The following is a 21,349-nucleotide window of genomic DNA, read 5'->3' as shown; positions in this document are numbered from 1 at the left end:
CATGCTCCAACAAAGGGGTAGGTCATGGTGAGATTTCAGCCAAATCTCATCATGAGCTAGAACTCGATGGCCCTTTCCCTGCCGGCCATCATGAGGACGACGGCGGCGCGACTTTCAGCGCTTTATTTCCTGCTTTTCGCGCTATGTGCCGTGTTGCTGGTCTTCTACATGACGTCGTTGTCGGCCCGCATGCTGACCGGCCAGACCCAGCAGACCATCAATGACGAGGTGCTCGGCCTCGCCCGTGCCTATCAGAGCGGCGGCCTGCCGCGCCTGGTGCGCGTCGTCGAGCAGCGCTCGCGCCAGCCCGGCGCCAACCTCTATCTCATTGCCGATGTCAACGGCCAGATCCTCACCGGCAACGTGCAGAGCCTGGCACCGGGGGTGCTCGAGACCGATGGCTGGACGACCGAACCCTTCTCCTATCGCCGTTTCGGCGAAGGTGAGCTCGAACGGCAGCGCAACCAGGCTTCTGACCCGAATGGCGCGCAGCCCGGCGAGACCGAAATTCAGTCCGAGGGCGAGAAGGGCCACAACGCCATCGCGCTGGTGCTGCGGCTGCCCAACCAGATGATCATGCTGGTCGGCCGCGATCTCGGCGAGCCCGAGCGCTTCCGCGCCGTCGTCCGCCGCGCCCTGATGCTGGCGCTGGGCATGATGGGCCTGGGCGGGCTGCTGATCTGGTTCCTTGTCGGCCGCGCCGCGCTGAAGCGCATCGACAGCGTCTCGGAGGCAAGCCGGCGCATCATGGGCGGCGATCTCACGGGACGGCTGCCGGTGACCGGCGCCGGCGATGAGTTCGACCGCCTGTCGGAAAACCTCAACACCATGCTGGCCAGGATAGCGACGCTCAACGAAGGGCTGAAGCAGGTCTCCGACAACATCGCCCATGATTTGAAGACGCCGCTGACCAGACTGCGCAACCGCGCCGAGGCGACACTTTCGGGCAAGCACAAGACCACCGACTACCGGCAGGCGCTGGAAGGCACCATCGCCGAATCCGACCAGCTGATAAAAACCTTCAACGCCATCCTGATGATCTCCAGGCTGGAGGCCGGCTATTCCTCGGAGAGCACCAGCAAGGTCGATCTCGCCGCCGCGGTGCATGACGTTGTCGAGCTTTATGAGCCGGTGGCGGAGGAGGCTGGCGTGGTGCTTGAAACTGCCGCGGACGGGAATTTTTCCGTCGATGGCAACCGCGAGCTGATCGGCCAGGCACTGTCGAACATCGTCGACAACGCCATCAAATACTCGACCGATGCGACGGAAAAGCCTGCCGTGCGCGTAGCCCTGCAGCGCGTCGGTCACGAAATCCGCCTTTCCGTTTCCGACAATGGCCATGGCATCCCCGACGATGCCGACCGCGCCAGGGCGACCGAGCGCTTCGTGCGGCTGGAAAAGAGCCGCTCGCAGCCGGGATCCGGCCTTGGTCTCAGCCTCGCCAAGGCGATCATGACTTTTCACAATGGCCGGCTTGAACTTCTGCCTGCCAATCCCGGATTGTCCGTTATCATGAGCTTCCCGGGGCGGGAGGACCATTGATGGCGGTGCGGATGGCGCAGAAACGGATCGAGACCGAATGGCGCCTGCAACTGGCGGCGCAGCTCGCGCCGCTGGATGAGACCCGCGCCCGGCGTGAACTGTCGGAGATCGCTGGCGATGCCAAGGACGAGAACCTGCCGCGGCTGGCGAAATTCCTAGGAGGCAAGGGCGCGGCCCAGGAGTTTCTCGCTGCCGTCTTCGATCTCTCGCCTTTCCTCCGCGATGTCGCGCGCCGCCGGCCGCAAATCCTCGACGCGCTGTTCGATGGCAGTGTCGAGGCTCGGCTGCTCGCCATCGCCGAAGCGATCGGCAAGGCCGCCTTTTCCGAGACCGTTTCCGAATCCAGCCTGATGATGGAACTCAGGCAGTGGAAGGGTGAAGCTCACTTCCTGATCGCACTTGCAGACCTCTCCGGCGAGGCCGATACCGCGCTGACGGTAAGGCGCCTCAGCAATCTCGCCGATGCCTGCACCTGCGCGGCGGTCGACTTCCTGCTGCGCGAGGCGCACAGCCAAAGCAAGCTCAAATTACCCGATCCCGAAAATCCGTCACGGCAATCCGGCTGGATCGTGCTCGGCATGGGCAAGCTTGGCGCGCATGAACTGAATTTCTCCTCCGACATCGACCTCGTCGTCTTCTTCGATCCGGATGCGCCGGCAATCGTCGATCCGCTCGACGCCACAGAGCTGTTTGCGCGCCTGACCCGCAGGCTGGTCCGCATCCTGCAGGACCGCACCGGGCACGGCTATGTCTTCCGCACCGATTTGAGGCTTCGTCCCGATCCAGGCTCGACGCCGCTGGCGATCCCGGTCGAGGCAGCACTTCGCTACTATGAGGCGCGCGGCCAGAACTGGGAGCGCGCCGCCATGATCAAGGCGCGTCCCGTGGCCGGCGATCTCGATGCCGGGGACGCGTTCCTGCGGGAATTGCAGCCCTATGTCTGGCGCAAATACATGGACTATGCGGCGATCGCCGACGTTCATTCGATCAAGCGCCAGATCCATGCCCACAAGGGTCATGGCGAGATCGCGGTCAAAGGACACAACGTCAAGCTCGGCCGCGGCGGCATTCGCGAAATCGAATTCTTCGTCCAGACCCAGCAACTGATCGCCGGCGGCCGTTTTCCGGAGCTGCGCGGGCGCGAGACGGTGCCGATGCTGGGTGCGCTGGCGGCGCGCAACTGGATCACCGCCGATGCACGCGACGCGCTCACGCAGCAATATTGGTTTCTGCGCCGCGTCGAACACGCCATCCAGATGGTCGCCGACGAGCAGACGCATATTCTGCCCGACGATGATGAAGGGCTGGAACGCATCGCCCATATGCTGGGCTTTGCCGATGCCGCCAGATTTGCCGAAACCTTTCGCGCGGCTTTGCATGAGGTCGAGCGCCATTACGCCGCGCTGTTCGAGACCGCGCCTGAATTGTCGGCCGGCGTCGGCAATCTGGTCTTCACCGGCGATGTCGACGATCCCGACACGCTGCAGACCTTGCACGGCCTTGGCTTCCAGCGGCCAAGCGACATCTGCCGCGTGATTCGAGGCTGGCATTTCGGCCGCTACCGCGTCACCCAGTCTGCGGAAGCGCGCGAGCGGCTGACCGAACTGACGCCGGCGCTGCTCAAAGCCTTCGGCCAGACGCGCCGGGCCGACGAGGCGCTGGTTCGCTTCGACGAATTCCTCGCCGGCCTGCCCGCCGGCATCCAGCTGTTTTCGCTGCTGCAGTCGAATCCCGCCCTGCTGAAACTAATGGCGACGATCATGGGCGCCGCGCCTCGGCTGGCGGCAATCATCACAAGGCGCCCGCATGTCTTCGACGGTCTGCTCGACCCGGCGCTGCTCGCCGAACTGCCCAACCGAGCCTATCTCTCAGCGCGGTTGGCCGCTTTCATCGAAGGCGACCGGGCTTATGAGGACGTGCTCGACCGTTTGCGCATCTTTGCCTCCGAGCAGAAATTCCTGATCGGTGTCAGGCTGCTCGCCGGCTCGATCGACCCGGCGCGCGCCGGCCGCGCCTTTTCCGATCTCGCCGACCTCACCATCGACGCCGCATTGCAGGCGGTGACCACCGAATTCGCGCTGCGTCATGGCCGCATCGCCGGCGGCACCGTGTCGCTGCTCGGCATGGGCAAACTCGGCAGCCGCGAGCTCACCGCCGGCTCCGACGTCGACCTCATTCTGCTCTACGACCACGACCCGGATGCCGACGAGTCCGACGGCGACAAGCCGCTCGCACCATCGCACTACTATACCAGGATGACGCAGCGGCTGATCGCGGCTGTCTCGGCGCCGACCGCCGAAGGCGTTCTCTACGAGCTCGACCTGCGCTTGCGGCCATCCGGCAACAAGGGGCCGGTGGCCACCCACATCGATGCCTTCAAGAAATACCAGCGCCAGGAGGCCTGGACCTGGGAGCACATGGCGCTGGCCCGGGGGCGCGCCATCGGCGGCGACGCGGCCCTTTGCGCCGAGGTCGAGGCCGAGGTGGCGGCACTTCTGGCCTTGCCGCGCGACGCCGCCAAGGTGAGGGCGGAGGCATCCGAGATGCGCGCGCTGATCGAGAAGGAAAAATCGCCGCGCGATCTCTGGGACATCAAGCTCATCTCCGGCGGCCTCATCGACCTCGAATTCATCGCGCAGGTGGCGGTTATAACCGGGCAGGTCGAAGGCGGCCGCAGGGTGACCGCGACCGGCGAAATCCTGGCGCATCTGTCGCCGGATTTCGCCGAGGCTGACGTCAGGCAGCAGCTTTGCGAAGCCTACCAACTCTATCTGGCACTGACCCAGATGACGCGGCTTTGCCTCACCGGCGCATTCGAACGCGATGACGTTCCGCCGGGATTGTCGGATCTGCTTCTGGCGGTGACTGACCTGCCGGATTTCGGTGTGCTGGAAGCACATCTCAAGGAAACGTCGCAAAAGGTCAGAAAGGATTTCGACCTTTTGCTTCGTACGAAACGGTCGTGAGGGCGTGAAGCGCTGGCGGCTGTTTCGGATCGCATCGGGGGTGACGATGCAACAGGAGATACCCATGAGAAAGACAACCGGATTTGCCCTTGCCTTCGTCGCGCTTGCCGGCGCCGTTGGCACCACCGCCTATGCCGAGAACAATGCCAGCGCCAGAATGCGCGAGGGCGCGATGATGCGCCTCGACAAGGCGATGAAGGATTCCAACGGCACCATCAGCTTCGACCAGTTTTCCGACGCCATGAACGCGCGGCTGAAGAAGCTGGTCGCCGATAATGGCGGCAAGCTGACAGTCGCCCAGCTCGCCGACGCGCTGGAAAAGGCGCGGTTCGAGGAAATGGCAAAGCGTATCGTCGCCCGCTACGACACCAAGGGCGACGGCACGCTGACCACGGACGACATCACCGGGCGTGAGAAGAAGGTATTCGCCATGCTCGACCGCAACAATGACGGCAAGATCGAGCGCAACGAACTCCCAAAGAAAGGCCGCATGGGCCGCCACCACCAATGGGACGGCGGCGACGACAGCATGGAGTGAGTGGTGATTGTGGCTCCGGCGGCGAAGCCGCCGGAGTCCTTACATGACCGCGCCTACTCAGTCCTTGAACGCAGCGGAGAGCACCGCTGGCATTGGCGGGCCGTCAGGCCGCCGCCTTCACCGCCGGTTGCGCCTTCTTCACCGGGATGCGCACCGACACGATCGTGCCGACGCCTTCGGTCGAGCGGATTTTCAGCGCTCCTCCTTGCAACTCGGCCAGCGAGCGCGAGATGGCAAGGCCGAGGCCGGAACCGGCGTGGTTCTTCGAAAACTGGTTCTGCACCTGTTCGAAGGGGCGGCCAAGCTTGCTCAGTGCCTCCTTCGGAATGCCGCAGCCATTGTCCTCGATGGTCAGCACCAGCGCGCCTGACGTGTTGCGGGCGCGCACCGAGATATGGCCGCCCTGGCCGGTGAACTTCACCGCATTCGACAGCAGATTGATGGCGATCTGCTTGATCGCCCGGCGGTCGGCGAACAGCGTCATCGTATCAGCGATGCGGGTTTCGACCGTGATCGATTTCTCCGCCGCCTGCAGCGAGATCACCCGCACCGTCTCGCGGATCAGCGGGCAGAGATCGATTTCCTCGCGGTCCACCGAGAATTGGCCGGCTTCGATCTTCGACATATCGAGTATGTCGTTGATGACGCCGAGCAGATATTTGCCGCTGCCGTTGATGTCGTTGGCATATTCCTCGTAGCGCGGCGAACCGAGCGGCCCGAACAGGCCTTGTTCCATCAGTTCGGAGAACCCGATGATGGCGTTGAGAGGCGTGCGCAGCTCGTGCGACATGTTGGCTAGGAATTCGGATTTGGCCCGATTGGCGGCCTCGGCGCGCTCGGTTTCCTTCATATATTCGCGGTTGAGCTCGACCAGTTCCTTGGCGCGCTCTTCCTCGGCCCGGCGGGCGAGGCTGAGGTCGTGGATGGTCGCCATCAGCCGGCGCTCGCTGTCGACCAGCTTTTCCTGGTGCAGCTTGATCTGGGTGATGTCGGAGCCGACGGAGACCGTGCCGCCGTCCCGGGTCCTCAGTTCGTTGACCTGCAGCCAGCGGCCGTCGGAGAGCTGCCGCTCGAAGGTTGCGCCCCCTTGCGGCCCGTTGGTGTTGGCCAGCCGCCGTTCAGAGGCGAAGGCCAGCATGCGCTCTTCAAGCACGGCGCGCGCAGCGCCCGGCATGACGTCGCGGTCCGACAGGCCGTTGTCCTTCTGGTATTTGGAATTGCACATGATCAGGCGCTGGGCGGCATCCCACAGCACGAAGGATTCGTTGATGTTTTCGATCGCGGTCCGCAGGCGCAGGTCGGCCGCCTCCGAGCGCAGCGCCAGATGCCGCTGCTCGGTGACGTCGACGGCAATGCCGATCAGCTGGATCTCAGGCGCTTCCGGGTCGATCACCTGGGCCCTGGCGCGCATCCACACCCACTGGCCGTCGGCGTGACGCATCCGGAACACCTGGTCGATATGGTCGATCTCGCGCTCGACGATTTTGTTGGCGAGCTCGAACAGGTCGCCGTCCTCAGGGTGGATGATGTCGTCGACCTCGCCGAACGACAGCATCGAGTTGCAGGGCTCGTAGCCCAGCATGTCGTACATCGAGCGCGACCAGTACATCTTGCCGCGCACCATGTCCCAGTCCCACAGGCCGCAGCGACCGCGAACCAGCGCCATGTCGATGCGCTGATGGGCTTCGAGATAGATGCGGTCGGCTGTCTGGGCGCGCGATGCCTGGCCGAAATAGGCGTAGAGGATGATGATCAGCACGCCGGCTGTCAGCACAAACAGCGTGACGTTGAGCGAGACGGTCTTGCGCCAGTTGTCGAACACCGCTTCCTGCGGCACCAGCACGGCGGCGGTGTTCTTGCGGTCCCGGGTCAGGCTCACCGCCGCGTACCAGTCCTGGCCGCCGATGCTGACATCCATGACCCCGGCGCGGTCGCCGAACATGAACAGCGGCTGGCCGTCCAGCACCAGGCTGTCCAGCGATCGCCCTTGCCAGCCGGTCGACAGCGGCGACACGGCAATGATCTTGAAGGCGCTGTCGGTGATCACAAGCACATGGCTTCTGCCCATGGCGCCCTGGCGGCTCGTGCTTTCCAGAAGATCAATTGCACCGCTGGATGCCGCGGTCGGGTCGGCCGAGATTGCGTTCGCCATCTGGCCGGCGGCGAGACCTAGCACCGCCTTGCCGTCGCGCTCGGCCTCGTCGCGCTCGTTCATCAGCGACAGCACGCGCAGTGCGGCGATGACGATCAGGAAGATGATGATGAGAGCCGGTATCGAACGGCGCAGAAGGGGTTCGGCAGCCAGGAGCCGCCGGTAGGCTGGTTCAGCGATGAGCCGCGTATTGCCGGCGAGGCCGTCGCCTCGCGCCTTGCGCCGCTCAAAAGCCGTCCCTTCGGGCGCGCCCCACGCGTCCGCCTTGGCCATAAATGGCACTCCCCGAATTTCCGTACGCTTGACGATCCGGCAACACCGCACATCCGAATCGTCTGTAAAGAATCAAAGGTGATTCGCCTTGTCCAGAGGCGCGGCCGAAAAACATTAAAAATTGATTGAAATAACGCTGAAATCCCTCCCCTTGAGGGGAGGGTGGCCCGAAGGGCCGGGTGGGGTCCTCGGCGAAGCGCTCGACTCTCTCAATCACGGTCGAAGTTGGTCGAGGTCGCGCACTGCCGCAACGACCCCACCCGTCCATCCGCCTTCGGCGGCTGCCCACCGTCCCCTCAAGGGGGAGGGATCAGGCCAGCGTTCGCTCCACAATGTCCCGCAAATCCGCCGACAGGTTCTCGGCACCGGCGATGGCCAGCAGCGCTTCCCTGGCCTTGGCTTGCCTGCCCGGCTCCAGCGAGCGCCACGAGCGCAGCGCTGTCGCCAGCCTGGCCGCCACTTGCGGATTGCGTTTTTCAACCTCGAGTACGGTCTGGGTAAAAAACCGGTAGCCTTCGCCATCGGCGCGGTGGAAGCCGGTCTGGTTGGCGCTGGCGAATGTGCCGACCAGCGAGCGCACCCGGTTCGGATTGGCCATCGAGAAAGCTGCGTGACCAGTCAGCTCGCGTACCGTGTCGACTGTCCGGGGTCCCGGCACGCTGGCCTGGATCTGGAACCATTTGTCCATGACCAGCGGATCGGCGCCATAACGCGCCTCGAAATCGGCCAGCGCCTTGATCGCCTCCGGCGAACCGTCATGGCGGTGCGCAAGGACGGTCAGCGCTGCGGCGCGGTCGGTCATGTTGGTCGCGGTTTCGAAATGCCGGGCGGCGAGCGCAGCACCTTTCGGCAGCAGCGAGAGGTAGTCGAGCAGGATGTTGCGCAGCGCGCGGCGTCCCGCACTTGCCGCGTCGGGGCTGAACGGCCCGTCGCCGGCGAGGCGGCCGTATAGGTCGGTGAACGTTTGCTGATTGGCGCGCGCGATTGCCAGCGCCAACGCCTCGCGAGCGGCAAAGATGGCGTCGGGATCGATGTTCGTGCCGATGTCGCGGGCAATGTCGGCCTCGCCCGGAAGTGACAGCGCCAGCGCCCGGTAGGCAGGTTCCAGGGTCTCGTCGCCGGCGATCTTGCCGGCAAGTCCGGTCAGCCTGGCGGTGAAAGCCGGCTTCGCGCCGCCGAGGATCTGGCGGAAGGCCGCTATCAGCGCATCGGTGAGCAGCGTGTTGAACGCCTGCCAGCGCGCAAAGGCATCGCTGTCATGGCCGGCGAGGAAGAACTGGTCGTCGGCCTTCTGCTCGACCGAAAGCGTGATCGGCGCCGAAAAGCCGCGATTGAGCGACACCGCCGGCCGCTCGGCGACGCCTGAGAAGCGCACCATATGTCGGCGCTTGCGGATATGGATGACACCGTCTTCGACGGTGGCGCCTTCGACGCCGCCATAGGCGACCGGTTCGCCGCCGGCGCCGACCAAGCCGAAGGCGAGCGGAATGTGCATCAGGCGCTTGCGGCTCTCCGACGGTGTCGGCGGCACCGACTGCTCGATCTCGAGGGTAAACTCGCGCGTCGCCGGATTGTGCGTCGAACTGACGGTCAGGTTCGGGGTGCCCGCCTGGTGATACCAGAGCGCGAACTGAGACAGGTCGCGCCCGGAGGCGTCCTCGAACACCTTCAGGAAGTCCTCGATCGTCGCGGCCTCGCCATCATGGCGCTCGAAATAGAGGTCCATGCCGGCGCGGAACGTGTCAGGTCCGAGAATGGTGCGGATCATGCGCACGACTTCCGAGCCTTTTTCGTAGACGGTCGCCGTGTAGAAATTGTTGATCTCGCGGTAGCGGCGCGGCCGGACCGGATGCGCCAGCGGTCCCTGGTCCTCGGGGAACTGGTGCGCCCTGAGCGTGCGCACTTCGGCGATGCGCTTGACCGCGCGCGAGCGCTGGTCGGCGGAGAATTCGTGGTCGCGAAAGACCGTCAGCCCTTCCTTCAGGCAGAGCTGGAACCAGTCGCGGCAGGTGATCCTGTTGCCGGTCCAGTTGTGGAAATACTCATGCGCTATGATCGCCTCGATATTGGCGAAATCGGCATCGGTCGCGGTTTCCCGGTCGGCCAGCACATATTTGTCGTTGAAGATATTGAGGCCCTTGTTCTCCATGGCCCCCATGTTGAAGTCGGAGACGGCGACGATGTTGAAGACGTCGAGGTCGTATTCGCGGCCGAACGCCTGCTCGTCCCATTGCATCGAGCGCTTGAGCGCGTCCATGGCGTAGCCGGCAAGCCCCTCCTTGCCTGGCTCGACATAGATGCCGAGTTCGACCTCGCGCCCGGACATGGTGACGAAACTGTCCGCAACCTTGCCGAGATTGCCGGCCACGAGCGCAAACAGATAGGATGGCTTGGGGAAGGGGTCGTGCCAGACTGCAAAGTGCCAGCCGTCGGCAAGCGCCCCGCTTTCGACCGGATTGCCGTTGGAAAGCAACAGCGGCGCTTCGTCCAACCTTGCCTCGATACGCACGGTATAGACCGACAGGATGTCGGGGCGGTCGAGGAAATAGGTGATGCGGCGAAAGCCCTCGGCCTCGCATTGCGTGCAATAGACATTGCTGGAGCGGTAGAGGCCCATCAGCGCCTCATTGCTGGCCGGCGCGATCTCGGTCTCGAGCAGCAGCTGGAAACGGGCCGGCGGCCTCAAAATGGTCAGCTGGTCCGGCGTGGCGAGATACTCGGCCGGGGCAAGCTCGCGACCGTCGATGGCAATGCGCTTGAGCACCAGCCCGTCGCCGTCCAGCACCAGCGACGTCGAGGCGGCGGCGCCATCGCGGCGTTCGATCGTCAGCACTGCGGTGACACGCGTTGCGTCTGGCGAAAGGCGGAAGGTGAGGCCGGTTTGCGGGATGGAAAAGTCGTTGGGGCGGTAGTCTTCGAGCTTGAAGACCTGGCCGGTATCGGTTCGCATTCCCTTGGGTTTCCCTGTCGCTATCGGAGCCGCTGACGTGTCCTGGCCCATTAATCTAAAGTTGCGCGCTCTTTACACGAAACGGTCACTCGACAAAACTGCGCCAATGCCTATTTCGGGGCGTTCCCCTTCCGCCATCATCGTGAGGCCTTGATGACCGTCGTCAGATCGAAGTTCGGCATGGGCGCCTGTGTACCGCGTCGTTCGACGCGCATCTCAGCGGAGATCCGGGAAGCAACAGAACAGTGAAAGCCGGACCTGGAGACGAAGCGGGCGGGAAACTGTCCGATCATCCCGGCGCGCATCGGCCCAATAATCGATGTCGATTTTTGGAAAGCACGATGCGCAGATTTAAAGTGTCAGAGCGTCCTTTGCGCGTCGAAGACGACGCGCGGCGCTCTAATGTTCTCACCGGGATCATGCTCAAGGTCATGTCGGTGGCGGTCTTTGTCGGCATGCAAACCTGCATCAAGGCCGCCGGCACTTTGCCGGCCGGCCAGATCGTCTTCTTCCGCTCCTTCTTCGCCATCTTCCCGATCATCGCCTTCCTGGCCTTCAAGAGAAAACTCGGTACGGCGTTCGCCACCAAACGCCCGCTGAACCACATTGCGCGCGGTGTCGTCGGCGTTTGCGCCATGGGGCTCGGCTTCTTTGCGCTGACCCGGCTGCCGCTGCCTGAGGCGATCACGCTGAACTATGCCCAGCCTTTGCTGGTGGTGGTGTTCTCCTCGCTATTCCTCGGCGAAGCCATTCGCGTCTATCGCTGGAGCGCGGTTGCGGTCGGTCTGGTCGGCGTGCTGATCATCTCCTGGCCGGAGCTGACGCTGCTCACGTCGGGCGTCGCGCTCGGCGACCAGGAGGTGCTGGGCGTCATCGCTGCTCTTGTTTCTGCAGCAATCTCCGCCAATGCCATCCTGCTCGTGCGCAATCTTGTCCAGACTGAACGAACAGCGACCATCGTGTTGTGGTTCTCGGCGACGGCGAGTGTCATGGCGCTGCTTACGCTGCCCTTCGGCTGGCAGGCGCTGACGCCGCTGCAGGCCGGTCTGCTGGTCGCAGCAGGGTTCTGTGGCGGGCTGGCGCAGATTTTGATGACGGCGGCGTACCGCCATGCCGAAGCTTCGGTGGTGGCGCCGTTCGAATACACCTCGATGATCCTCGGCGTGGTCGTCGGCTATTTCGCCTTTGGCGATATCGCCACCATCAACACGCTCGTCGGCGGTGTGATCGTCGTTGCCGCCGGCATGTTCATCATCTGGCGCGAGCGCCAACTCGGCCTGGAACGCACCCGAACGCGCAAGGCAGCGCCACCACAGGGGTGAGGAGGTCCGCGGGGTTGGCTCAGTTAGCTTCCGCACGTTCCTTCGCCAGCCGCACCAGCACCGCTCGCGTCTGCTCGTCGGCCGGGAAGAAAGACTCGATCGCCAGTTCCGACAGCGTCACGTCAAGCGGCGTGCCGAAGACGGTGATGGTGCTGATGAAGGACAGCACCTGGTCGCCATGCGCCAGCCGCAGCGGATGGACGATGCCGTTGGGCTCGACCGGCACCGGCCGCGCACCCTTGAGCCCGGACGGATAGGTTCGCAATTCGCGCTCCAGCTCGACCAGGACGGGATCGCCGGCGGCATCGTTCTGGTGTTTCAGCCGCTCCAGCAGATGCGCCCGCCATTCCGCGAGATTGACGATGCGCGGTGCGATGCCGTTCGGGTGCAGGCTGAGGCGCAGCACATTGACCGGCGGCTGGAGCAGCGACGGCTCGGCAACATCGGCCAGAAACGGGCCGATGGCGGCATTGGCGGAAATCAGGTTCCAGTGCCGGTCGACGGCGAGGGCGGGGAACGGCTCATGCCCTTTGAGCACGCTCTCGACCGCGGCAAGCGCCGGCGCCAGCGTCGTATCTGTGAGTGGCCGCTCGCTGAAGCTCGGGGCAAAGCCGGCAGCCAGCAACAGCTGATTACGCTGCCGCAGCGGAATCTCAAGCTGCTCGGCCAGATGCAGCACCATCTCGCGCGAGGGCGCGGCGCGGCCGCTTTCGACGAAGGAGAGATGACGCTGGGAAATCTCAGCCTCCATTGCGAGATCAAGCTGGCTCATGCGCCGGCGCGTGCGCCATTCGCGGATCAGGCTGCCGGCGGAGGTTTGGGCTGTTGTCATGGGGGATGAGTAGGCCGGGGAGAGGCGTATTTCAATTACCTGGGAGGTCATTGGCGCGGTTCTCCCTTCTCCCCCTGTGGGAGAAGGTGGCCGAGCGAAGCTCGGTCGGATGAGGGGTGTTCCAGGGAACGCCAACGTCTCACTCCGCTGGAACACCCCTCATCCGTCTCGGCGCTGCGCGCCGATCCACCTTCCCCCACAAGGGTGGAAGGAAGAGGCGCGCTTCACCCCAGCTCCCGCAACTTCGCCTTCACCTCGAGAAAATCCCGCCACGCCAGTTTCTTGTGCGCCGGCGTCCGCAAGAGATAGGCCGGGTGCAGCGTCGGCATGGCCGGAATGGCAGTGCCCGACACCGTCGTGTGCACCTGCCAATTGCCGCGCAGGCGCAGAATGCCCTCGGTCGTGTTGAGCAGGGTTTTGGCCGAAGGGCCGCCGAGATTGACCAGCACCTTCGGATTGACCAGCTCGATCTGCCGCTCGATGAAGGGGCGGCAGATTTCGGTCTCGTGCGGCGTCGGCGTGCGGTTGCCGGGCGGCCGCCAGGGAATGACGTTGGCGATATAGACCGAAGTCCGGTCAAGCCCGATCGCCCCCAGCATGCGGTCGAGCAGCCGGCCGGAGCGGCCGACGAAGGGCAGGCCCTCAATATCCTCGTCGCGGCCGGGCGCCTCGCCGACCAACATCACCAAACCTTCCGGATTGCCGTCGGCAAAGACCAGGTTCTTGGCGGTGAATTTGAGGTTGCAGCCATCGAACGACGCCATGTGCTGGCGCAGTTCGTCGAGCGTCGAGGCACTTGCCGCCATTTGCCGGGCCAGGGCCGCCTGTGCCTCGTCGGGCACCGTCGCCATGGCCGGAACGGAACGCGCCGGCGCGTCCGGCACCCGGCTTGCGTCCAGCCCGGGGCTGGCGGCGGCTTGTTCCGGAAACTTGTTTTCGCGAGGCGGCGCGGCAGGCGCCGTTGTGCGCTCGGGGCGCTCCGGTGCTGCCCCGGCAAACCGGTTCACCGGCGCGTCCTCCAACGCTTCGTCGACACCGGCAGAGGCGTAGAAGGCGAGCAACTCGGCCAGGTCGGATCGGTTGTTGGGGGAGGCGGCAGTCATGCCGGGCACATTCGTCCGCCGAGAGACGATTTGCAAGGTTGGGCGGTTAGTAATCTCCCCCTTAAGGAGGGAGATTACGCGCTCGTCGGCTTTCGCCAATCACGAAGGGCATTTCGTGGCGATTTTCACGGCGTCTGCCGCTTACCCCGTCGGTATCCGCGGATCCTGCACCAGATAGAACGTCCAGCGCGGCGTGTAGTCGGTGATCAGAAACTCGAAGCGTCCCCTCTTCAGCGGGTCGATCTGTCCACTCTTGAACAAGAGCCGGTCATAGGGTTCGAAATCGCGGTCGAAATCGGCGTACGCGCTCGACAGGATGTTGTCGGGCGTCTTGTTGCGCTGGTCGAAGGACAGGCCGTCGCCGAACACGCTCGGCTGGTTGAGTATCTCCTGCAGCTCGAACTGGAATTCGACCCAGGCCTGGCCGCTGTTGTTGAGCACCTCGATACGCATGTACAGGATGCCGTTGGCGAATTCGCCGTTGGTGCTGAACGGCTGGATCGGTTTGGTGGTGCGGATGGTGAGCGTCACCGGCGTCGACGAATTCAGCTCCTCGGAGATGACCAACGGATCTTCCTTGGTGCCGGTGCCCGAGGCGCCGGTGATGTGGAAACCGCCAAGCTCGTCGGAAAAGGAATAGGCGCCGGTCGCCCACACCTTCACCGGCTCGGCCTGAGCGCGAACCGGCGTAAGCATTGAAAGGGCGAGAAGGATCGCTCGGCACGTCCGGCCGGGCGGAAGGGGGAAGCGCGTCAATGAATAGCCGGACGGCGTGCGCATGGAAATAAGTATGGCCGATAAGAGAGCCGTCGAACAATTAAAATATGGGACGCTGAGCGCGGCCGCGCGCAAAACGCTTGCGGCAGAGTTGTCATCCGCGACTTTTTGTCGAAATCGGCATTGTCACGTCAGCGCCGGTTTCCTGTCGCGGATTGATGCGCTATGCAGCGCAGGAGCCAGCAAAATGCCGGAAACGGTTGGCCAGTGCGGAGGGGTTGATGAGCGAGATCGAACGCGAGAGCATGGAATTCGACGTGGTCATCGTCGGGGCCGGCCCGGCGGGCCTTGCCGCAGCGATCCGTCTCAAGCAGGTCAATCCCGAGCTTTCCGTCGTGGTGTTGGAAAAGGGCGGCGAGGTTGGCGCCCATATTCTGTCAGGCGCCGTCGTCGATCCCATAGGCATCGACCGCCTGTTGCCGGGCTGGCGCGAGGAAGATGGCCACCCCTTCAAGACGCCGGTTACGGCCGACGATTTCCTGGTGCTCGGCCCCGCCGGCTCGTTCCGTCTGCCCAATATCCTGATGCCGCCGCTGATGAACAATCACGGCAACTACATCGTCTCGCTCGGCAATGTCTGCCGCTGGCTGGCGACCAAGGCTGAAGCGCTAGGCGTCGAAATCTATCCGGGCTTTGCTGCCGCCAGCCTCGTCTACAACGATGCTGGCGCGGTCACGGGCGTCATCACCGGCGACATGGGCGTCGAAAAAGACAGCACACATGGCCCGGGCTTTGCGCCGGGCATGGCGCTGATGGGCAAATACGTGCTGATCGGCGAGGGCGCGCGCGGTTCGCTGTCCAAGCAGCTGATCGCAAAGTACAAACTGTCGGACGGGCGTGAGCCCGGCAAATACGGCATCGGCCTCAAGGAGCTGTGGCAGGTCAAGCCCGAGAACCACCGGCCGGGCCTGGTGCAGCACTCCTTCGGCTGGCCGCTCGACCTGAAGACAGGCGGCGGCTCCTTCCTCTACCACCTGGAGGACAACCAGGTCGCGGTCGGCTTCGTCCTGCATCTCAACTACAAGAACCCCTGGCTGTCTCCCTTCGAGGAATTCCAGCGCTTCAAGACGCATCCGGCGATATCGCGCACCTTCGAGGGCGCCAAGCGCATCGGCTACGGCGCGCGCGCCATTACCGAAGGCGGCTGGCAGTCGGTGCCGAAACTCTCCTTCCCCGGCGGCGCGCTGATGGGGTGTGCGGCGGGCTTCGTCAACGTGCCGCGCATCAAGGGTTCGCACAATGCGGTGCTGTCCGGCATGCTGGCGGCCGAGCATGTCGCGCAAGCGATCGGCTCCGGCCGCGCCAATGACGAGCTGTCGTCTTATGAGGACGCCTGGCGCGCGACCGATATCGGCAAGGATTTGAAGAAGGTCCGCAACGTCAAGCCGCTCTGGTCGCGCTTCGGCACCATTATCGGCGTCGGCCTCGGTGGTCTCGACATGTGGCTGAACACGCTGTTCGGCTTCTCGCCCTTCGGCACGCTGAAACATGGCAAGGCCGATTATGCCACGCTTGAGCCCGCGGCCAAGCACAAGAAGATCGCCTATCCCAAAGCGGACGGCGTGCTGACCTTCGACCGCCTGTCCTCGGTGTTCCTGTCCAACACCAATCACGAGGAAAACGAGCCGGTGCATCTCATCGTCGGCGACATGGAGTTGCAGAAGCGTTCCGAGCATGATGTCTTTGCCGGGCCTTCGACCCGCTATTGCCCGGCCGGTGTTTACGAATGGGTCGACAAGGACGGCAACGCCGCCGCCGATCCGTCTGCCAAAGATGTGCGCTTCGTCATCAACGCGCAGAACTGCGTGCACTGCAAGACCTGCGACATCAAGGATCCCAACCAGAACATCAACTGGGTGCCGCCACAAGGCGGCGAAGGCCCGGTCTATCAGGGCATGTGAGCCTCACCGACCGGGGCCGTCTCAACCAGCAAAAATGGCGGCGATGGCCGGGTTTACCAAGGCATCTAAGGCGCTCGGCGCCAAAGATTGTTGAAACCGTCGTCTGCTTGTGGTCTCATTGCCGTGTCCATGGGGAAAATGGCATGCGCGTGTTGGTCTTGTTTTGCGTCGCCGTCATAAGCGCGGCCTGCGGCGTCGTCGGGACGGCGTCGGCGGGGGTGAAAACCGTCGTCAAGACGCGAACCTATGACATCACCGGCACGACAGGTGCCGGTCTGGTTATCGCCATGAACCGCAGGGGCCCCAAGCACGGTTTCATGACCCACGCCATCGCGCAGACAAGCTACACCGCCGACTGGAGCCTGGACGTGGGTCAGGTCAACGGCGTCTGCCGCCTGCGCCAGGCCAATGGAACGCTCAACATCGCCTACACCTACCCGCGCGTCGCCTCGGCCGTCACGCCGGCGCTGCGCAAACGCTGGAACCGGTTTTTCACAGGCGTTCTCGCTCATGAAGGAACCCATGGCCGTATCGCCGGGCAGATGATGCAGGCTGCCGAGCGGTCGGTTCGCGGCCTGAAATTTGCCAACGATCCGCAATGCAACAAAACGCGCGTCGAAGCCACGCGGCGCTTGCAAGCCACTTCCAAGCTCTATGAGGCAAAACAGATCGCGTTCGACGCGCGCGAGCACAGTGAAGGCGGCCATGTCGAGCGCATCATCGAGGCCTTGGTAGGCTTGTGAAACCGTAAGCCCCGTGGCGTACGATCTAGCCGCCCATGCTGGGCTGGATCAGCGACACAGTCGCGGTAGAATCCTCGTCGACCGGCTTGGTCTCGTCGCGCATCAATGAAAATTCCACCATCACCGGCAGATGGTCGGAGCCGGTCTCTTCCATCTTCGTCGACGACAGGATGGTCACCCCGCCCTTCGAAAACACCTGGTCGATCGGCAGGCCCACATAGCGCCGCAGGAAATCGGGCAGGGTCCGGTGGATCCAGGTCGGTCCGGCCGACGGCATCACGGTCAGTCCGCCGAGCGAGGCAACGCGCCGTACCGCGGCGCTCCACGGCACGGCGTTGCAGTCGCCGGCCATGATCGCCGTCTCGCCGAGCGAGGTGAGCGTCTCGGTCAACTCGCCGATCTGCCAGTATTGTTCCTTCGGCCACGGCCAGCTCAAATGGATCGCCGCGACATCGACCGGAGTGCCGCCGAAATCGACGGTGGCGGCCGCCATCGCGCCGCGCGGTTCGCAATGCGGCTCGGTGCCGGCCGCAAAAGGTCGCCGGGACAAAAGCGCCACGCCCCACACGCCGTCGGGATGGGCGCACAGGATGCGATAGGGATAGGCGTTCTGGATATAGCCGAGTTCGGTCGCCCACATGGCCGATACTTCGTCGAGCGTGATCACGTCTGGGTTGGTCCTGGCGATCAGCGAAAGAACCTTCTTGGGTGTCGGATTGTTGAAACGCAGGTTCATCTGCAGCAGCCGGTAGACCGGTTCGTTGCCGGGCGCGGCGTCATTGGCGGCCTGCACCGGCCACAGGCGCGGCAAGGTGCTCAACGTGCTGGCGAAGGCGGCCACGGCCAGCAGCAGGCCCACGCCCGCCTGCAGGCGAAACGAGGTGGCGAGCAGCGGCAGCGCAATCAGCCCCATCAGCACGGCAAAATGGATGCGGAAATGGGCAAAGGAATCGAAGGCCGGATGCAGTGCGCCAAAGAACCCGGCTACAAGCGCGGCCGAGAGGCCGAGCATTGCCAGGAACGCCATTGAAGCCATCATCTTTCGCACGCGTGCCATCAGACCGGGTTTTGCCCATAGACCGGGTAATACATTGCCGAGGTATCAGGCCTTTATCGGCTGAAATGCGGCCCAATCAAGATGACGAAACGCCTCGCGGCAAACATTTACGGCAAGCCGGTCTACTGAAAGGCCGTCTCCGAAAAGCTTCTCAGCTTGCGCGAATGCAACCGTTCCATCGGCATTTCCGCCAGCTTCTCCATCGCCTTGATGCCGATGGTCAGATGCTGCGCCACTTGCCGCTTGTAGAATTCGGTCGCCATGCCGGGCAGCTTCAACTCGCCATGCAGCGGCTTGTCGGAGACGCAAAGCAGCGTGCCGTAGGGCACGCGGAAGCGGAAGCCATTGGCGGCGATCGTGGCCGATTCCATATCGAGCGCGATGGCGCGCGACTGCGACAGCCGCTGCACCGGTCCGCGCTGGTCGCGCAGTTCCCAGTTGCGGTTGTCGATGGTGGCGACGGTGCCGGTGCGCATGATGCGCTTGAGATCGTAGCCGGAAAGTCCGGTGACTTCGGCGACCGCCTCCTGCAGCGCCACCTGGATCTCGGCCAGCGGCGGTATCGGCACCCACACCGGCAGGTCATCGTCCAGCACATGGTCTTCCCGGACATAGGCATGCGCCAGCACATAGTCGCCCAGCGCCTGAGTGTTGCGCAGGCCGGCGCAATGGCCGAGCATCAGCCATGCATGTGGTCGCAGCACCGCGACATGGTCGGTGATCGTCTTGGCGTTGGACGGGCCGACGCCGATGTTGACCATGGTGATGCCGCCATGGTTCGGCTTCTTCAGATGATAGGCTGGCATCTGAGGCAGGCGCGGCGCCGCCACGCCTTCGCTGGGTGCGTTTTGCCCTGCCTTGGTGATGACATTGCCCGGTTCGACGAATTCGGTATAGCCGTGGCCGCCTTCAGCCATCTGGGCCCGCGCGCGGGCGACGAACTCGTCGATGTAGAACTGGTAGTTGGTGAACAGCACGAAGTTCTGGAAATGCTGCGGGCTCGTCGCCGTGTAGTGCGTCATGCGGTGCAGCGAATAGTCGATGCGCTGCGCCGTGAACGGCGCCAGCGGCCTTGGTTCGCCGAACGCGACCTCGAAGGTGCCGTTGGCGATCTGGTCGTCGGTGCCGTCAAGATCCGGCACGTCGAACAGGTCGCGGATCGGCCGTTTGATGCGGTCGGCGGCGGCGCCATCGACATGGGTTCCTTCAAGGAACGCGAAATGCAGCGGGATCGGCGTGGTCGATTCCGAAACCGTTACCGGCACACCGTGATTGCGCATGATCAGGCGAAGCTGCTCTACGAGATAGCGTTCGAACAGCACCGGCTGGGTGATGGTGGTCGAGAAATGCCCGGGGGTCGGCATGTGGCCGTAAGCCTGGCGCGAGTCGATCTGGGTGAACGAATTGGTGGTGACGCCGATCTCTGGGTAGAAGGCGCGGTAGCGCTTGCTTTCGTCGCCGCCGGCGGCAAGCGTGGCAAAGGAGTCGCGCAGAAACTTGGTGTTGCGGTCGTAGAGCACCTGCAAGGCGGCCACGGCCTTTTTGGCGTCGTCGAAGCTCTGCTTGCCGAAAGGCTCCGGCATGACGACCGATTCGATAGCTTGTGGGTAGATTCGCTTTTCCATGGCTCAATATAGAGACTTGAGGCCGCACTTGGGAGGGGAGGATGGCCGCCAAGTGGTCGATTTATTCGTCCACGCCCAAGGTGTGCTGAGATTCAGGTAAGGCTGAGCCGGAGTCGAAGACGGGCGCGAAGCGACCAAACTGGTTGGCTTCGAGAACCGGAGCGGAGCGTACTCGAAGTATGTGAGCACCAAAGGCCGCCACTTGCAGGCCGGCATCACCTTAATACCCGCACACCTTACCCGCGCTGCAGACTGACCAGCAAGACAAAGCCGACGCCATGCTTCTTCGTCGCCGGCGCGTCGATCGTCGTGTCGGCATTGGCCCGCATCATCGGCATGACCAGGACCGGCGCCGACAGCACGACCAGGACGAGCGCCGCCCGCGGCAGGAGCCGAAGGGTCTGGAGGGCGTTGATGGCGATGCGGTTCATGGCTTTTGCTTTTCTGTTTGGATCTATGTCTTTGTCGTCTCAGGGGCGAAAATGGTTCATGCAATCGAATTGGCAGGAACTGGCTGCATCCCAGGAACGGGCCGGGCGGCCGGCTTCGGCCACGAGGATGGCGAAGAGCATCCCGAACAGGCTCATCAACAGGCAGACGATGGTGAAGCGGCGAGCGAGCATTTGCGTAGTGTCTCCTTGAACACGCCATCAAAATGCCCTGATGCGACTGAACCGGCGCTGATGCCGACGTTCATCTGCGGTTCAAAGTGATTGACGAGGTCTTAGAGAGAGCGTCGGTTCGGGTTTGCGCCGCCGCAAACGGCACGGTCGTCGCTATGGCGCGGACCGTCCTGCAAAAAGAAAACGGGGCCTGTGAAGGCCCCGTTGGTCAACTCAAAGCAGCAAGATCAAAGCTTGTGCCAGGTCTGGCTCTTGCAGATCAGCCCGCCGAGCACGCAGCCGCTCATTTTGAGCGAGGTGCCCGACAGTGTTGCCTTGCCCGAATAGGTCTTGTCGTTTGCCGGATCGGTGATGTTGCCGGCATATTTGTTGGCCCCGGCCGCCTTGAGCGAACCGATGGTCTTCCCGGCATATTTGCCGGTCTTCAGGGTGATGGAGAATGAACCGCTGCCGCCGATAACTGCTGTGTCGCCGGCTTGTGTCTTCCAATTGCCTTCGATCGGATCGGCCCAAGCCGCACCAGCCATCATCACGGCGGCCGCCAGGGCCAAGCTCACTTTGCGAAACATATCTGTCCTCCCTGGTTTAGATGGGGCAGCCGCCTCTCTGCCCCTTACGCAAACGTAAGCTAATCCAGCTCCCGGCAAAACAAAAGCGTGCCGCGACGGAAGGTTTCGCAATTTTCATGCGGGGTCGGGAGAGTGCAGCCCGTGGAAATGAAACGATCGAGGCGTTGGCTTTTGGTTCGCGTGGTTAGCAGAGTGTTGATCGGCGCCTTGCAAATTTTCGTCAAATCGGTCGAGAAACGGCGGGATTGCTGACTTTGTATCCTTAACGAATTTCCGCGTTTACCTCTTGTTTTAGCTTTGTTTTCTCCAAATTAAGCACGCCATTTAACGACGGATTCAAGGCTCGGCCTCATTCTCGGAAGCATCGAAAGAGCGG

16 protein-coding genes are annotated in these 21,349 nt (G+C 63.4%); 6 read left to right on the top strand and 10 right to left on the bottom strand.

What is annotated here, in order from left to right:
• Positions 1 to 66 precede the first annotated feature (66 nt).
• The 3 genes from NKJ18_RS15540 (at position 67) to NKJ18_RS15530 (ending at position 5,046) form a co-directional block, all read left to right on the top strand.
• Positions 67 to 1,542, top strand: coding sequence for a sensor histidine kinase (locus NKJ18_RS15540; RefSeq protein WP_023705427.1), 1,476 nt, complete (start codon positions 67 to 69; stop codon positions 1,540 to 1,542).
• Complete coding sequence (locus NKJ18_RS15535; protein ID WP_352758639.1) at positions 1,542 to 4,508, top strand: bifunctional [glutamine synthetase] adenylyltransferase/[glutamine synthetase]-adenylyl-L-tyrosine phosphorylase; 2,967 nt, start codon at positions 1,542 to 1,544, stop codon at positions 4,506 to 4,508. The genes NKJ18_RS15540 and NKJ18_RS15535 overlap by 1 nt, the downstream gene beginning before the upstream one ends.
• A gap of 64 nt (positions 4,509 to 4,572) precedes the next feature.
• Complete coding sequence (locus NKJ18_RS15530) at positions 4,573 to 5,046, top strand: EF-hand domain-containing protein (protein WP_352758638.1); 474 nt, start codon at positions 4,573 to 4,575, stop codon at positions 5,044 to 5,046.
• 103 nt (positions 5,047 to 5,149) lie between these two features.
• Here the strand turns inward: NKJ18_RS15530 and NKJ18_RS15525 are convergent, their stop codons facing one another.
• Both NKJ18_RS15525 and pepN read right to left on the bottom strand, forming a co-directional pair.
• Positions 5,150 to 7,471, bottom strand: coding sequence for a PAS domain-containing sensor histidine kinase (locus NKJ18_RS15525; RefSeq protein WP_352758635.1), 2,322 nt, complete (start codon positions 7,469 to 7,471; stop codon positions 5,150 to 5,152).
• Positions 7,472 to 7,781: 310 nt separating this feature from the next.
• On the bottom strand, positions 7,782 to 10,421 hold the full coding sequence (gene pepN, locus NKJ18_RS15520; RefSeq protein WP_352758633.1) for an aminopeptidase N: 2,640 nt from the start codon (positions 10,419 to 10,421) through the stop codon (positions 7,782 to 7,784).
• A 419-nt stretch (positions 10,422 to 10,840) separates the two neighbouring features.
• Between pepN and NKJ18_RS15515 the strand changes: the two genes are divergently transcribed.
• A complete protein-coding gene (locus NKJ18_RS15515) occupies positions 10,841 to 11,743 on the top strand; it encodes a DMT family transporter (RefSeq protein ID WP_023687251.1) in 903 nt (300 codons plus the stop codon).
• Positions 11,744 to 11,762: 19 nt separating this feature from the next.
• Here the strand turns inward: NKJ18_RS15515 and NKJ18_RS15510 are convergent, their stop codons facing one another.
• The 3 genes from NKJ18_RS15510 to NKJ18_RS15500 all read right to left on the bottom strand — a co-directional run bounded on the left by NKJ18_RS15510 (position 11,763) and on the right by NKJ18_RS15500 (position 14,374).
• Entirely contained in the window at positions 11,763 to 12,575 is an 813-nt protein-coding gene (locus tag NKJ18_RS15510; protein WP_023687252.1) for a helix-turn-helix domain-containing protein, read from the bottom strand.
• A gap of 224 nt (positions 12,576 to 12,799) precedes the next feature.
• On the bottom strand, positions 12,800 to 13,678 hold the full coding sequence (locus NKJ18_RS15505) for a uracil-DNA glycosylase (RefSeq protein WP_023731830.1): 879 nt from the start codon (positions 13,676 to 13,678) through the stop codon (positions 12,800 to 12,802).
• A gap of 141 nt (positions 13,679 to 13,819) precedes the next feature.
• Positions 13,820 to 14,374 (bottom strand): hypothetical protein, encoded by a 555-nt coding sequence (locus NKJ18_RS15500; protein WP_023698594.1) that lies wholly within the window; start codon positions 14,372 to 14,374, stop codon positions 13,820 to 13,822.
• Between the two features lie 302 nt (positions 14,375 to 14,676).
• Between NKJ18_RS15500 and NKJ18_RS15495 the strand changes: the two genes are divergently transcribed.
• On the top strand, positions 14,677 to 16,356 hold the full coding sequence (locus NKJ18_RS15495) for an electron transfer flavoprotein-ubiquinone oxidoreductase (RefSeq protein ID WP_352758630.1): 1,680 nt from the start codon (positions 14,677 to 14,679) through the stop codon (positions 16,354 to 16,356).
• A complete protein-coding gene (locus NKJ18_RS15490) occupies positions 16,353 to 17,099 on the top strand; it encodes a DUF922 domain-containing protein (protein ID WP_502906163.1) in 747 nt (248 codons plus the stop codon). The genes NKJ18_RS15495 and NKJ18_RS15490 overlap by 4 nt, the downstream gene beginning before the upstream one ends.
• Positions 17,100 to 17,124: 25 nt before the next feature.
• Here NKJ18_RS15490 and NKJ18_RS15485 read toward each other — a convergent pair whose 3' ends face one another.
• The 5 genes from NKJ18_RS15485 to NKJ18_RS15465 form a co-directional block, all read right to left on the bottom strand.
• On the bottom strand, positions 17,125 to 18,138 hold the full coding sequence (locus tag NKJ18_RS15485; RefSeq protein ID WP_502906164.1) for an endonuclease/exonuclease/phosphatase family protein: 1,014 nt from the start codon (positions 18,136 to 18,138) through the stop codon (positions 17,125 to 17,127).
• A 140-nt stretch (positions 18,139 to 18,278) separates the two neighbouring features.
• Positions 18,279 to 19,739: an AMP nucleosidase gene (locus tag NKJ18_RS15480; RefSeq protein WP_023731828.1), complete on the bottom strand. Its 1,461-nt coding sequence runs from the start codon at positions 19,737 to 19,739 to the stop codon at positions 18,279 to 18,281.
• 278 nt (positions 19,740 to 20,017) lie between these two features.
• Positions 20,018 to 20,212, bottom strand: coding sequence for a hypothetical protein (locus NKJ18_RS15475; RefSeq protein WP_023702175.1), 195 nt, complete (start codon positions 20,210 to 20,212; stop codon positions 20,018 to 20,020).
• Positions 20,213 to 20,251: 39 nt separating this feature from the next.
• Positions 20,252 to 20,404, bottom strand: coding sequence for a hypothetical protein (locus tag NKJ18_RS15470; protein ID WP_023692826.1), 153 nt, complete (start codon positions 20,402 to 20,404; stop codon positions 20,252 to 20,254).
• A 227-nt stretch (positions 20,405 to 20,631) separates the two neighbouring features.
• The gene (locus NKJ18_RS15465) at positions 20,632 to 20,973 is read right to left on the bottom strand and encodes a DUF2147 domain-containing protein (protein WP_023687258.1); all 342 of its coding nucleotides are present in this window, start codon (positions 20,971 to 20,973) and stop codon (positions 20,632 to 20,634) included.
• Between the last annotated feature and the right edge of the window lie 376 nt (positions 20,974 to 21,349).

The organism is Mesorhizobium sp. M0217 (assembly GCF_040321955.1).
Taxonomy (GTDB): Bacteria; Pseudomonadota; Alphaproteobacteria; order Rhizobiales; family Rhizobiaceae; genus Mesorhizobium.
Note: the sequence above shows the minus strand (reverse complement) of the source record. Positions and strands in the feature narration are given on the sequence as shown.

Excerpts from the sequence above, each read along its gene's own strand:
- NKJ18_RS15540 (WP_023705427.1), top strand. The coding sequence starts at position 67 with ATGGCCCTTTCCCTGCCGGCCATCATGAGGACGACGGCGGCGCGACTT.
- NKJ18_RS15535 (WP_352758639.1), top strand. The coding sequence starts at position 1,542 with ATGGCGGTGCGGATGGCGCAGAAACGGATCGAGACCGAATGGCGCCTG.
- NKJ18_RS15530 (WP_352758638.1), top strand. The coding sequence starts at position 4,573 with ATGAGAAAGACAACCGGATTTGCCCTTGCCTTCGTCGCGCTTGCCGGC.
- NKJ18_RS15525 (WP_352758635.1), bottom strand. The coding sequence starts at position 7,471 with ATGGCCAAGGCGGACGCGTGGGGCGCGCCCGAAGGGACGGCTTTTGAG.
- pepN (WP_352758633.1), bottom strand. The coding sequence starts at position 10,421 with ATGCGAACCGATACCGGCCAGGTCTTCAAGCTCGAAGACTACCGCCCC.
- NKJ18_RS15515 (WP_023687251.1), top strand. The coding sequence starts at position 10,841 with ATGCTCAAGGTCATGTCGGTGGCGGTCTTTGTCGGCATGCAAACCTGC.
- NKJ18_RS15510 (WP_023687252.1), bottom strand. The coding sequence starts at position 12,575 with ATGACAACAGCCCAAACCTCCGCCGGCAGCCTGATCCGCGAATGGCGC.
- NKJ18_RS15505 (WP_023731830.1), bottom strand. The coding sequence starts at position 13,678 with ATGACTGCCGCCTCCCCCAACAACCGATCCGACCTGGCCGAGTTGCTC.
- NKJ18_RS15500 (WP_023698594.1), bottom strand. The coding sequence starts at position 14,374 with ATGCTTACGCCGGTTCGCGCTCAGGCCGAGCCGGTGAAGGTGTGGGCG.
- NKJ18_RS15495 (WP_352758630.1), top strand. The coding sequence starts at position 14,677 with ATGAGCGAGATCGAACGCGAGAGCATGGAATTCGACGTGGTCATCGTC.
- NKJ18_RS15485 (WP_502906164.1), bottom strand. The coding sequence starts at position 18,138 with ATGATGGCTTCAATGGCGTTCCTGGCAATGCTCGGCCTCTCGGCCGCG.
- NKJ18_RS15480 (WP_023731828.1), bottom strand. The coding sequence starts at position 19,739 with ATGCCGGAGCCTTTCGGCAAGCAGAGCTTCGACGACGCCAAAAAGGCC.
- NKJ18_RS15475 (WP_023702175.1), bottom strand. The coding sequence starts at position 20,212 with ATGAACCGCATCGCCATCAACGCCCTCCAGACCCTTCGGCTCCTGCCG.
- NKJ18_RS15470 (WP_023692826.1), bottom strand. The coding sequence starts at position 20,404 with ATGCTCGCTCGCCGCTTCACCATCGTCTGCCTGTTGATGAGCCTGTTC.
- NKJ18_RS15465 (WP_023687258.1), bottom strand. The coding sequence starts at position 20,973 with ATGTTTCGCAAAGTGAGCTTGGCCCTGGCGGCCGCCGTGATGATGGCT.